This is a genomic window from Stenotrophomonas sp. 3(2025), from assembly GCF_052665395.1.
Genome location: NZ_JBQOIF010000004.1, coordinates 51,830 through 64,322 on the forward strand (window position 1 = coordinate 51,830; position 12,493 = coordinate 64,322).

Sequence of the window (12,493 nt, forward strand, 5' to 3'; positions counted from 1 at the left end):
GAATCTCCATCGGGATCGAATATTTCGACAATTGATCGAAATTCATCCACGCATGGCGTGAATCTACCGTGTCGACCAAGGTCGACACCCACAAAAGGCAGGCCATGCCGTTCCGACAGATCGCGAAAATCTGTCGAAGGCGGGGTGGGTCCGGTGGCGGGGGCGTGAGCGCCATGGATGGCGCGACCGAGCTTACAGGGACGTACTTGCAGCGTCCCCCGCAACCGGACCCACCCCGCCTCCCCACAGGAAGCCAGCTTCTGCCGTTGCCATTGCTTCTGCGGGTGCAGGGCGCAGCCCTGCCGAACCCCCTTTACCTGGCCTGCTCGCAGAACTTCTGCCGATACTCCAGTGCCTTCGGCATCAACGCCTGCAGGTTCTGGATACGGGTACCCGGATTGGGGTGGGTCGAGGCGAACTCCGGCGGCGACTGGCCACCACCGGCCTGGCCCATGCGCTGCCACAGCGGCACCGCCTCGCGCGGGTCGAAACACGCCGCGGCCGCCAGCATCAGGCCCACTTCATCAGCCTGCGTCTCGTGGCTGCGCGCGTACGGCAACAGGTACCCGTAGCCCATCGCCGACATCATCATCTGCTGCTGCTGCGCATCCATGCCGCTGGCGGCGCCGGCCACCTGACCGATCTGGGTCAGCTTCTGCTGGGCCATGCGTTGTGCACCATGGCGCAGCAATGCGTGGGCGATCTCATGGCCCATCACCACCGCCATCGCATCGCGGGTGCGCGCAACCGGTATCAGCCCGGTGTAGACGGCCATCTTGCCACCGGGCAGGCAGAAGGCATTGGCCTGCTCGGACGGAATCACGTTCACTTCCCACTCGAAGTCGCGAGCGAAGTGTGCCGGCTGCAACCCGTGTTCCTGCGCCAACGCGGTCTCGACAACATCCACTTTGGCGATCAGTCGCTCGGCAATCGCCCGGACGTCGCGCGAGACCTGTTCATTCGGCCCCAAAGGGCGTTCCTGCGACAGGATCTGCTGGTAGGCCTGCAGGCCCAGCGCCTTCTCCTGGCTGGCGTCCAGGCTGCTGTCGATCAGCACCTTCTCGCCGGTATAAGGATCGACCGCGCGGTTGGAGAACCAGTAGAACGCCGCGTAGCCGGCGGCCAGCAGCAGCACCCACCAGCGGATGTTGCCAAACAGGCCACGCCGCTGCTGCGGCGAGCGGGAAAAAGGATCGTTGCGCATCGGCAGGTCTTCCGGCTGACCCCGCCGGCCGGCGGGTACGGCGCAATCTTAGTGCGGCGCCGCCTGCGGCGGGTGAAACCGGCACCGATCCATGCGCGCCGTCAGATCCCTCGCACCAGTCGGAAGCCGATGCGCGCGTTGGTGGTATCCGAATCCTGCGATTGCCGCCACGCCGCCCGGGTCTGCTCCGGCGCATTGGCCCAGTTGCCACCCCGGATCACCCGTGAACGGCAGCCCGGGTTGAACCACGCCACACCATCAGCCGGCGCGCGCCGATAGCTGGCATGCCAGCAGTCGGCCACCCACTCGCTCAGATTGCCGCCCATGTCGTGCAGCCCGAAGGCGTTGACCTGGAAGCTGGCGACCGGAGCTGGCCCCCACCAACCGTCGCCATAGCCGACGAAGGCGTTGTGCCAATGCCTGCCGGAAGGAGAGACATCCTTGCTGCCGGTGTAATTGCCGCTGCCTTCCGGTGGCAACCCGGCATCGCCCCACGGGTAGCGGCCACTGCTGCCGGCACGCATCGCATACTCGAACTCGGCCTCGCTGGGCAGGCGGTAGCTGCGGCCGGTCTGTTCGGACAACCAGGTCGCGTAATTTTCTGCGTCGCGCACGCTCACGTGCATCACCGGCGAATTGCCCAGTGCCCGCCCGCCGTCATAGTCGGACCGCCAGTCCACGCCGCTGCGACGTATGAAATTGCCGCTGCGCTCGTCATAGACCACCGAATGTCCACGCCGGGTCGCACGTGGGCGGGCATTGGTCGCCTTCACGTAGCGCTCGAAATCACTCACGGTGATCTCGGTGATCGCCATCGCGAAACCGCGCTCGAAGCGTACATAGTGCGACGGCCGCTCTGCATCGGTCGCGCCTGGTTCGCTGTCGCTGGCGCCCATCTGGAATCCGCCATGGGGCACCACGATCATCTGTGGCCCACGACCACCATCACGCAGTGCGTCGCTGAACACCTGTCCCGGCCGGAAGCTGCCGTAATGGGTGGCCAGTTCGATGCGCTCGCGCAGCTGTGCCACCACCGCGTCGCCCGGCAAGGCAATGCGCAGCGCTTCGGCCAACTTCTCGCGCGCGGGCTTCAGCCCCTGCGGGGTGGTCAGATCCTGCAGGCCGCCATCACGCAGCTGGACCAGTGCCGCTGCACGGATCTGCTCGATGCGCTCGAACGCATCGGCGATCGTCGGTGACGAGTCCCTTACCTTGCTCGCCTCTGCCAACCACGCGCCGGCACTGGCGAAATCGCGGATGCGCGCGGCATCCTCGGCACGCCGGATCAGCCCACTTTCCGCAGCTGCCAGTCCCTGCCGCGCGCGACGGTTTGCCGGGTCCAGCGCAAGTGCCTCACGGAAGTTGCCAATCGCACCATCACCGGCTTCCCCTATCCGGTCGGCACGCAGATCGTCTTCGCCCGCGCGGTTGTAGGCGACCACGCGCTGCGCGGTCTCGACCCGCCCCTGCAGCGCACGGACCTTCTCGTCCTTCGGCGCCAGGGTCAGCAGCACCAGCGCCTGGCGCCCGGCTTCGGCCAGCGCCTCACGCTGCTGCAATGGCTGCTGCAACAAGGCATCGGCCTGCTGCAGCAGGCGCTGCTTGGCACGTTGCAGGCCCAGGCGCGCCTGGCGGTCGTCCGCATCTTCTTCCTGCACCGCCAGCCACAAGGGCACCGCCGCGTCGCCATCTTCGTACAGATGCCCCTGGGCGAACGCCTGCTCGGCAGCCCGGCGCAGCTGTGCCAGCGTACGCCCCTGGCGATCGACCCGCGGCGGCGTCCACTGCTGGACGTCCTCGGCCGCATCGTCGCCGGCAATGGTCACCGTACCCTGCCCGGTACCAGGCGCCGGCCCGGCCTGCGGTGCAGGGTCGGCCGGGGGGGCTGCGGGGCCACCGGCGGTCTGCGCAGGGGGCGACGGCGTGCAACCGGCCAGGCTCACGGCCAAGGCGGTAAACAGCGCGGGCGACAGCAGAAAACGCAAGCAGGGCCTCCTTCGGCACGGACGCGGACCGACGTTAGGCTATTCTCCCCTGCCTGAGCAAACCCGAGTAGTAGGCCCTGACACGTGGCAACCTGGATCACCACCCCCGCCGAGCTGGACACATACCGCCAGCAGCGGCCGACCCGCATCGGCCTGGATACCGAATTCATCCGTGAACGCACCTTCTGGCCACAACTGGCGCTGGTGCAGATGGCCGTCGGCGAGGACATCCTGCTGATCGACCCGTTGATTCCCGGCATGCCAGAGGCCTTGGCGCCGTGGCTGGCCGATGAATCCATCACCAAGGTGATGCACAGCGCAAGCGAAGACCTGGTGGCGTTCAAGTGGACCTGTGGCGTGCTGCCGCGTCCGTTGTTCGACACCCAGATCGGCGCCGCGCTGGCCGGCATCGGTGCTGGCATGGGCTACCAGAAGCTGGTGCAGGAGATCACCGGCGTGGCCTTGGAAAAGGGCGAAACCCGCTCTGACTGGATGCGCAGGCCGTTGTCGGACTCCCAGCTGAAGTACGCCGCCGACGACGTCGAGCATCTGTTCGCGATGCACGACGCCATCTCCGCCAAGCTGGAAACGCTGGGGCGCCAGCAGTGGCTGCACGACGATGGCGAGCGCCTGCTGGCCAGCGTGGCAAATGACGAAGACCGCTGGCCCCACCTGGGCATGCGCTCGGCGCAGTTCCTGGACGCGTCCGCGCAGCGCCGCCTGCTGCGCCTGCTGCGTTGGCGCGACGTGCAGGCGCGCGCCAGCGACCGTCCGCGCAGCTGGATCCTGGACAACGAACTGGCCGCCACCCTGGCACGCACCCCGCCAGCCGACGCGGCTGCAGTGAGCAAGCTGTTCGAACAGTTCCCGAAGGCGCCGCGCAAGCTGGCCGCTGCGGTATGGCAGGCGCTGGACACGCCGCTGGCCGACGAAACCGATGCGCCGTTGGCGATGCAGGCCAGCGATGCCAGCAAGCAGCTGCTGAAGAAGCTGCAGGATGCGGTGGCCGAACGCAGCCGCGAGCTCGGCCTGGCAGACGGCGTGCTGGCCTCACGCAAGCATCTGGAAAGCTATCTGGAGCATCGGCAGTGGCCTGCCGCGCTGGCCGGTTGGCGCCAGCAGGAACTGGAGCCGCGGTTGCAGGCGTTGCTGCCGGCAGTCTGAGGAACCGGGCGGATAACGAAAAACGGCGCTCGATGAGCGCCGTTTTCGATACTCCAACCGGTAGTGCTTACCAGTTCATGTTCAGCGAAACACCCACGGTGCGCGGTTCGTTGTAGACCGCGGCCATGTAGTTCTCGATCACGCCCTTGAGGTTCTTCTCGTTGGTGATGTTGCGCGCGAACAGCGCCACTTCGTAGGCACCGTAGTTGCCCGAGTAGCCGATCTTCAGGCCACCCTCGAAATCACCCTTGGAGTTGAACTCCTTGCTGTCGTACAGCACGAAGCTGGTGTAGCCCTGCTTGTTCCAGTCGGTGGACACGAACATCGTGGCCGCGTCGCTGACCGGGAAGTCGTAACGCGCTGCCAGGTTGATGTTGTACTTCGGTGCGTTCGGCAGCGGATTGCCGTCGATCTGCGCGAAGGTGTTGGCGCCGACCTTGATGGTCGGATCGTTCACCGTGCACACCACCTGGCCGTTCAGGCCGCAGACCTGCGCGTAGACGCGCTTGTCCTTGATCTCGCTGTGCAGCAGGCTCAGGCCGGCGCTCAGGGTCAGGTTCTGGATCGGGCGCAGTTCCATGTCCGCTTCGAAGCCGTAGGCCTTGGCCTTGTCGGCGTTGAACAGCACGCCGTTGCCGTCCGAATCGTTGCCGTTGAGCTGGATGTCGTTGACGGTGTAGGTGAACGCGGTGGCGTTCAGGCGCAGGCGGTTGTCCCACAGGCTGCTCTTCACGCCCGCTTCCCAGGACAGGATCGTCTCCGAATCGGCGGTGGTGAAGTCGGCATTGAACACCGCCGAACGGCCCTGGATGGTCGGGCCACGGAAGCCGCGGGCGACCTTCGCATAGACGCTCACGTCCGGGGTGATCTGATACATCGCGCTCAGATCCCAGCTCGGGGTGGTGTCGGTCATCTTGACGTCGGTGCGGCCCTTGTAGGTGACCAGGCCGGCAGCGGTATCGGCCGTCTTCAGCAGGCGGGTGTGCTTCTCATCGCGGGTCTGGCGCAGGCCGGCGGTGACGGTGAACTTGTCGGTGAAGGCGTAGCTCAGCTGGCCGAAACCGGCCCAGGAGGTGTTCTTGTTGCGCAGGCGCACCCAGTTGTTCGGGTTGCGCGCAGCGCCCTTCAGGAACCAGCCGCGCTGGTAGAAGTCGGTGGTGTCGCTGCCGTTGAAGTAGAACGCACCGGCCTGCCACTGCAGGGCGCTGTCGTCATGGCTGGCCAGGCGGAACTCCTGGGTCCACTGGTCCAGGTCACGGATCTGGCCCATCGACTGGCCGTAGCCGTTCGGCACGCCATTGACCGGGAAGTTGACCGCAGCGCCGCCGTCGGTGTCACCGCGGCTGTAGCCGGAAGTGGTCTCGTAAGCGGTGATCGAGGTGAAGTCGATCGCGCCGAAGTCATAACGCGCCTTCACCGAACCGCCGTAGGTCTTGTACGCCTGCGGGTTGTTGTCGGCCTCGTCGTAGGCGACCTGGTCGCGCGGCACGTCGGTCTTGTTCGAGCCCTTGGTCAGTGCGTTGCGCAGGAACAGGGTCGAGGTGCCTTCGTAGTCGCGGGCGTGGGCCGAAGCAAGGATCGAGAACTGGTCGCTCGGCGTCAGCAGCAGCTGCGCGCGCACGTTGCGGTCGTCGAAGCCGCCCATGGCGTTTTTCTTCGGGCTGACCGTGCCGTCGGCGCTGGGGCCGGTGTAGGTGTTGTCGACGTAGTCGTCGCGGTGCTGGTACAGCGCCGACACGCGGAACGATGCGATGTCGTTGATCGGGCCGCCGAAGCCTCCGTCGATCGACACGCTGTTGTAGGAGGCATAGCTGGCGCTGACGCGGCCGCTGTAGTCCTGGGTCGGCTTGAGGGTGTCGAACTTGACGATGCCGGCGGTGGTGTTGCGGCCGAACAGCGAGCCCTGCGGACCGCGCAGCACTTCCACCTGGTCCACGTCATAGACCGGGTTGGACTTCAGCACCACGTGCTCCAGCACGACGTCGTCCTGGATGATCGACACCGGCTGCGAGGCACCGAGGTAGAAATCGATGTTGCCCAGGCCGCGGATGTAGAAGCGCGGGAAGATGCGGCCGGTGGTGGTTTCCGCATACAGGCTCGGCACGCGGCCGGACAGCGCCAGCAGGGTGTCGTCGCCGCCGGCGGTGAAGTCGCGCATGCGCTCGCCCTGTACCACGCCGACCGACACCGGCACTTCCTGCAGGTTCTGCTCGCGGTGCTCGGCGGTCACGGTGATGGTGTCCAGCCCGGTCGGGGTCGGCGCACTGTCCTGCGCAGCAGCACCGAAGCTGGCAGCCAGCGCCAGGCCCGCACAGGCCAGGGCCAGCGGATGGCGACGGAAGGAAACGAAGGAGGACGACATGCCCGACGAACGGCGGGAATCGGAATGGGAAGGCATCGAAAGCTCTGAGGAGGCGTCCGTGCGGCCTGCGCTGGCCGGGCGGCAAATAGGAGGAAAACTGCGCAAGCGGCCATTATCCTCCAAATTGTTACAATTTCGTTGCGTCGTCAGGCAGCAGGGGGATCAGGCCGCTTTCGGCACAGTCCCCGCCTCAGCCGTGCTGCGGTAACGGCGCCAGCGCAACCTCGACCATCGCCAGCAGGCGTTCGCGGCTGATGCCGTCTCGCGCCTGCACCGAGATGCCATGCAGCACCGTGGCGAAGTGATCACCCAGCGCCTGCACCGCCGCGTCGTCGGCCAACTCACCCTCGGCCTGCGCCTGCTGCAGCCGCGCGATGATCGCCGCCGTGCGCTGGCGGCGGTGGCTGGCCAGCCAGTCGCGCACGCCCTCGCCATCCGGTGACACGCTGCTGGCCGAGGACACCACCAGGCAGCCATGCGGACGACCGCGACGGGTGTAGGTCAACACGGCATCCCGCAGCATGCTGCCGATCGCATCGCGCAGTGACGCCTGCTCCAGCGCGCGCGGCGCGAAGCCGCCCTCGCCTTCCTCGTACAGCGCCACCGCTTCGCGGAACAGTTGCTCCTTGCTACCGAACGCGGCGTAGATGCGCGCCGAGGCAATGCCAAGCGCCTCGACCAGGGCCGACATCGAGGTGCCCTCATAGCCGTGCTGCCAGAACAGCAGCATCGCCTTGCGCAATGCCTGGTCCCTGTCGAATTCGCGCGGTCGCCCTGCCATCTGCCTGCCTGCCGTTCTGAGGCGCGCAGTGTAACGCGGGTGTTGACCATCCCGATGCACGCGCCTATTCTTTGTCGACCGACAAACAATTGGAGCAGCACATGCAAACCCTCAAAGGCCCCAGCCTGCATCTGGCGCAGTTCGCTGGCGACCAGGCACCGTTCGACAGCCTGTCCGGCATCGCCGCCTGGGCGGCCGGTCATGGTTTCAAGGCCCTGCAGATTCCGGCATGGGACGCGCGCCTGTTCGACCTGGCCACCGCTGCCGACAGCCAGGACTACTGCGATGACCTGCGTGGCACCCTGGCCGAGCACGGCCTGCAGGTCAGCGAGCTGACCACCCACATCCTGGGCCAGCTGGTGGCGGTGCATCCGGCCTACGATGAACTGTGCGATGGCTTCGCACCGGAAGCGCTGCGCGGCAATCCGCAGGCACGCAGCGAATGGGCACAGCAGCAGCTGCATCTTGCCGCCCGCGCCTCGCGCCGGCTCGGCCTGCAGGACATGGGCACCTTCTCCGGCTCGTTCGCCTGGCCCTACCTGTTCCCCTTCCCGCAGCGTCCGCCGGGCCTGATCGATGCCGCATTCGATGAGCTGGCGCGCCGCTGGCGGCCGATCCTCGATACCTGCGAGGACAACGGCATCAACCTCTGCTACGAAATCCATCCCAGCGAAGACCTGCACGATGGCACCAGCTTCGAACGCTTCTTCGAGCGTGTGGGCCAGCACGAGCGCTGCCGCATCCTGTTCGATCCCAGCCACTTCGTGCTGCAGCAGCTGGATTACCTGCAGTTCCTGGACATCTACCATCCGCTGATCCGCATGTTCCACGTCAAGGATGCGGAGTTCCGTCCCAATGGTCGCCAGGGCATCTACGGTGGCTACGCCGACTGGACCGAACGCGCGGGCCGCTTCCGCTCGCTGGGCGATGGCCAGGTCGATTTCAAGTCGATCTTCTCCAAGTTGGCACAGTACGACTACGCCGGCTGGGCAACGCTGGAATGGGAGTGCTGCCTGAAGGACCAGGAAGCCGGCGCGCGCGAAGGTGCCGCCTTCATCCGCGACCACATCATCCCGGTCACCGACAAGATCTTCGACGACTTCGCCGGCGCGCCGATCAGCAGCGCCCAGATGCAGCACATGCTCGGCATCGCCTGAGCCCCCACAGGAACATCCCCATGACGAATTTTTCCACCGCTGGTACCCCCGGCGACGACACCCTGCGCCACCACTACCTGCGCATCGACGGCCAGCGCGTGCATTGCGTCTCCGCCGGCAGCGGTCAACCGGTGCTGTTGATTCCCGGCTGGCCGCAGACCTGGTACGCCTGGCGCCACGTGCTGCATGCCCTGGCCGAGGCCGGCTTCGAAGCGATCGCGGTCGACCCGCCCGGCATCGGCGAATCCGATCGCCCTGCGCACGGCTACGACACCGGCAGCGCCGCCGCAGTACTGCACCAGACCATGCAGGCGCTGGGCCACGAGCGCTATCAGGTAGTCGGCCATGACATCGGCATGTGGATCGCCTATGCACTGGCCAGCGACCAGCCGCAGGCGGTGCAGCGCCTGGCCGTGACCGAAGCGGTGATTCCCGGGCTGGCGCCTGAGCCGGGCATCTTCGCCGCGCCGGCCGACAACATCTTCCTGTGGCACTTCATGTTCAACCAGGTGGCCGATCTGCCCGAGGCCCTCATCACCGGTCGCGAACGTCCCTACCTGGACTTCATGTTCGACCGCTGGTCGTACCGGCGCGACGCGGTGGCCAGCGAAACCTACATCGCCGCCTACAGCCGCCCCGGCGCGTTGCGTGCAGGGTTTGCCTGGTACCGCGCGATTCCGGAAACCATCCGCCAGAACCAGCTCCGCGCACAACGCCGGTTGAGGATGCCGGTGCTGGCCATCGGCGCCGAGCACGCCACCGGCAATGCCCCGATGCTGACCCTGCAGCCGCACGCCGATGACCTGCGCGGCAGCGTCGTGCCGGGCTGTGGCCACTTCATCATGGAAGAAGCACCGGACGCCTTCCTCGCCCAGCTGCTGCCGTTCCTGCAGGAGGCTGACCATGCCGCTTGAACCTGCGTTGCAGTCTTTCGTCGATGCGGTGGCGGCGCAACCGCTGCCAGACGATCTGCTCGAACTGCGCGCACTGAGCGAGCAGGCGCTGCCCACGCTGCAGGGTGCCACCGAGGCGGTATCGCATGTCGTGGAGCACGTCATCAGCGCGCGCGACGGTTATGCGCTGGTCGTGCGCCTGTATACGCCCGCAGTCAACGGCTCCGAGCTGCGCCCTGCCCTGTTGTTCGCCCACGGCGGTGGTTGGTTCCAGTGCTCGCTGGCGGTCTATGACGGGCCCTGCCGGGCCCTGGCCAATGCCAGCGGCCATGTCGTCGCTGCCGTCGGCTATCGTCTGGCGCCGGAGCATCCGTTCCCGACGCCGCTGCACGACGTCGCCGACGCCTGGCTGTGGCTGCAGGCCAATGCCGCCGCACTGGGTCTTGATCCGGCACGGCTGGTCATCGGCGGCGACAGCGCCGGCGGCAACCTCGCCGCCGCGTGCTGCCTGCTGCTGCGCGATCAGGGACTGCCGTTGCCATCGCATCAACTGCTGCTGTACCCGGCACTGGATGCCACCATGGCCGGCGGCTCCTACCGCGAGTTCGCCGACGGCTACTACCTCAGCGCCGGACTGATGCAGCGCTGCTGGCAGGCCTACCTGGGCGACGGTGACCGTCGACAGGCGCTGGCTTCGCCCCTGCACGCCCATGATCTGCGCGGGCTGCCGGCGGCCACGGTGCTGAGCTGTGAGTTCGATCCGCTACGCGATGAAGCTGAACAGTACGCCGTCAACCTGCGGGAAGCCGGTGTGGACTGCACGCTGGAGCGCCTGCCGGGGATGATCCACGCCTGCATCCACCTGCATGGTGTGTCGGCGGCGACCGACATCGCGATCCAGCGCGCGGCGGCCCTGCTGCCCTGAAACGACGGGCCGCACTGGCACGCAGCGGCGACGCCGCTGCGTGTCTGCGGCCCCCTTGGCAGCCGCCACGTGACGGCGCTATGCTAGGGCCGTCACGTGGCGCCAGCTCCGCTGCCCACGGGATGCAACACCCCCATGGGGCCATAGCTCAGCTGGGAGAGCGCGTCGTTCGCAATGACGAGGTCAGGAGTTCGATCCTCCTTGGCTCCACCATATGAAAAACAGAAAGCCCCGGCACTGCCGGGGCTTTCTGTTCTGGCCAGGCGCTCAGGCCGGGTCCTGCCCGCCGTCCTTGCGCGCCGGTGCACGTGAATGTGCGTCGCGCACCTTCTGGTCCTGCTGGCCGGGACGCTGCTTGGCCACTTCATCCTGCTGCTTGTCCTGCCGGCTTTCCTGCACGCCCTGCTTGGGGTCAGCCTGGTCCTTGTCGCGCTCGCTCATCGAAAGCTCCGTCATCGGCGGGGGACCGATGCTCCCGGCAACGCTAGAGCGTGGGGCGTGAGCCGCAGGTCAGTCCGGCGCCAACACCGCGTGCAGCCTCGGCCTTGCGACCGCAATCGGCTCACCCCCAGAATCGGCCTTGCGACCGCAATCGGCTCACCCCCAGAATCAGAAAGCATCGTGTTTATCGGAATATGCCATGCCCTCTCGTGCGCAGTCCGCTTCGCCAGCAGCGCCAATGACCATCGACGCCGCCGATGGACGCATCCAGATCGGCAACCTGCCGATCTGCATCGGCCCCGCGCTGTCACTGGACCAGGCGCGCATCGCGTTTGCCGCGTGGATCCAAGGCGAACGCGACGTCGGCACAGGCTATCTGTGGCTGAGCCTGCAGGGGCTGAGCCTGGGCGGCGCCCGCGCAGGCATCAGCCTGTGCTTCCGCGGTCAGCAACTGGACATGGTGACGATGGGCGTCGAACTGCCTGGTGCAGAGCTGCAGGAGGGCTGGCCGACCCAGGCGGCCATCGACGCCGAGGTCGCCTTCATGAAGCGCACGCTCGGCGCGGCACTGGGGCGGACGCTGGCAGGTGGGCACGCCCGCTTCGACTGGGGCGAGGCCTGGGCCGGTTTCGATCCGAAGGGGTTCATGGCCAGCAGCGGCATCCGCTACCGGCCACGCCGGTGAGCATGCTCAGGTGCGGGTAATCGATACTCCTCCCTCGACACGCATCGCGCTGCCGGTGACGAAACTGCTTTCATCGCTGGCCAGGAACAACGCCGCGTTGGCGATCTCCTCCGGCTCAGCCATGCGCTTGAGGGCGTGCAGCGAGCGGACGAAATCACGCGCATCGCCCGTGGGCGCGGCCTGCCGGCCCATTTCGGTGTCGGTGCCACCAGGCAGCAGCACGTTGCTGCGTACGCCGCGCGCACCGTACTCGGCGGCGATGACCTGGCTCAGGCCGATCAGCCCGGCCTTGCTCGCTGCATAGGCCGCCATGCCCGGGAATCCCACGGTGTGGCCGACGAACGTGCCGACGAACACCAGCGAGCCACCGCCGCGTGCCAGCAATGCCGGCAACTGCGCGCGCGCCGCATGGAAAGCGGCATCCAGATTGGTGGCCATCACCTCGCGCCAGGCATCGGCAGGTAGCTCTGCGGTGGGCAGGCTGGGGCCCAGCATGCCGGCGTTGTTGATGGCGGCGTCCAATCCGCCAAATGACTCCTGGGCCAGATCGACCAGCACCTGCGCGGTGGCAGGATCGGCCACGTCACCCGCATGCACGGCCACTTCGCCGCCGCCTGCGCGGATCTGTGCAGCCAGTTCATGAAGCGGCTGTGGGCGCCGCGCATTGAGGACCAGTCGCGCGCCCTCAGCAGCGCAACGCAGCGCGCTGGCGCGGCCAATGCCGGCGCTGGCGCCGGTGATGAGGATGATCTTGTCGTGCAGCCGCATGGATGTGCTCCGGGTTGGGATGTGCCCGCTACTCTGCGTTCATGCAGCGCTGCCGACACTCCGTTTCCGGACTCGGCAGCGGGTGCAGGAAACGGAGTTTCCACTGCCCTGGTGCATGCCAGAATCGC

11 protein-coding genes and 1 tRNA gene are annotated in these 12,493 nt (G+C 66.9%); 6 read left to right on the forward strand and 6 right to left on the reverse strand.

Annotated elements, in window-relative coordinates:
* Nucleotides 1-313: 313 nt before the first annotated feature.
* On the reverse strand, nt 314-1,204 hold the full coding sequence (locus ACUXVE_RS04400) for a M48 family metallopeptidase (protein WP_025876363.1): 891 nt from the start codon (nt 1,202-1,204) through the stop codon (nt 314-316).
* Nucleotides 1,205-1,305: 101 nt separating this feature from the next.
* Nucleotides 1,306-3,189: a formylglycine-generating enzyme family protein gene (locus tag ACUXVE_RS04405; protein ID WP_222388707.1), complete on the reverse strand. Its 1,884-nt coding sequence runs from the start codon at nt 3,187-3,189 to the stop codon at nt 1,306-1,308.
* Nucleotides 3,190-3,273: 84 nt separating this feature from the next.
* Between ACUXVE_RS04405 and rnd the strand changes: the two genes are divergently transcribed.
* Nucleotides 3,274-4,353: a ribonuclease D gene (gene rnd / locus ACUXVE_RS04410; protein WP_093820528.1), complete on the forward strand. Its 1,080-nt coding sequence runs from the start codon at nt 3,274-3,276 to the stop codon at nt 4,351-4,353.
* 67 nt (nt 4,354-4,420) lie between these two features.
* Here the strand turns inward: rnd and ACUXVE_RS04415 are convergent, their stop codons facing one another.
* Together ACUXVE_RS04415 and ACUXVE_RS04420 are read right to left on the reverse strand one after the other, a co-directional pair.
* The gene (locus ACUXVE_RS04415) at nt 4,421-6,751 is read right to left on the reverse strand and encodes a TonB-dependent receptor (protein WP_033831598.1); all 2,331 of its coding nucleotides are present in this window, start codon (nt 6,749-6,751) and stop codon (nt 4,421-4,423) included.
* Between the two features lie 154 nt (nt 6,752-6,905).
* Complete coding sequence (locus tag ACUXVE_RS04420; RefSeq protein WP_093820531.1) at nt 6,906-7,496, reverse strand: TetR/AcrR family transcriptional regulator; 591 nt, start codon at nt 7,494-7,496, stop codon at nt 6,906-6,908.
* A 101-nt stretch (nt 7,497-7,597) separates the two neighbouring features.
* Here ACUXVE_RS04420 and ACUXVE_RS04425 point away from each other — a divergent pair, with 101 nt between their 5' ends.
* The 4 genes from ACUXVE_RS04425 (at nt 7,598) to ACUXVE_RS04440 (ending at nt 10,684) form a co-directional block, all read left to right on the forward strand.
* A complete protein-coding gene (locus ACUXVE_RS04425; RefSeq protein WP_059064684.1) occupies nt 7,598-8,653 on the forward strand; it encodes a sugar phosphate isomerase/epimerase family protein in 1,056 nt (351 codons plus the stop codon).
* Nucleotides 8,654-8,673: 20 nt separating this feature from the next.
* Complete coding sequence (locus ACUXVE_RS04430) at nt 8,674-9,567, forward strand: alpha/beta fold hydrolase (RefSeq protein ID WP_222388704.1); 894 nt, start codon at nt 8,674-8,676, stop codon at nt 9,565-9,567.
* The gene (locus tag ACUXVE_RS04435; RefSeq protein ID WP_445513904.1) at nt 9,557-10,471 is read left to right on the forward strand and encodes an alpha/beta hydrolase; all 915 of its coding nucleotides are present in this window, start codon (nt 9,557-9,559) and stop codon (nt 10,469-10,471) included. Before ACUXVE_RS04430 ends, ACUXVE_RS04435 begins: the two co-directional genes overlap by 11 nt.
* A gap of 137 nt (nt 10,472-10,608) precedes the next feature.
* Nucleotides 10,609-10,684 (forward strand) — tRNA-Ala (locus ACUXVE_RS04440).
* A 54-nt stretch (nt 10,685-10,738) separates the two neighbouring features.
* Here ACUXVE_RS04440 and ACUXVE_RS04445 read toward each other — a convergent pair.
* On the reverse strand, nt 10,739-10,912 hold the full coding sequence (locus ACUXVE_RS04445; RefSeq protein WP_162887676.1) for a hypothetical protein: 174 nt from the start codon (nt 10,910-10,912) through the stop codon (nt 10,739-10,741).
* A gap of 199 nt (nt 10,913-11,111) precedes the next feature.
* On the opposite strand from ACUXVE_RS04445, the gene ACUXVE_RS04450 reads away from it, so the two are divergent.
* Complete coding sequence (locus tag ACUXVE_RS04450; RefSeq protein WP_093820539.1) at nt 11,112-11,597, forward strand: hypothetical protein; 486 nt, start codon at nt 11,112-11,114, stop codon at nt 11,595-11,597.
* A gap of 6 nt (nt 11,598-11,603) precedes the next feature.
* Here ACUXVE_RS04450 and ACUXVE_RS04455 read toward each other — a convergent pair whose 3' ends face one another.
* Nucleotides 11,604-12,365, reverse strand: coding sequence for an SDR family oxidoreductase (locus tag ACUXVE_RS04455; protein WP_222388701.1), 762 nt, complete (start codon nt 12,363-12,365; stop codon nt 11,604-11,606).
* Between the last annotated feature and the right edge of the window lie 128 nt (nt 12,366-12,493).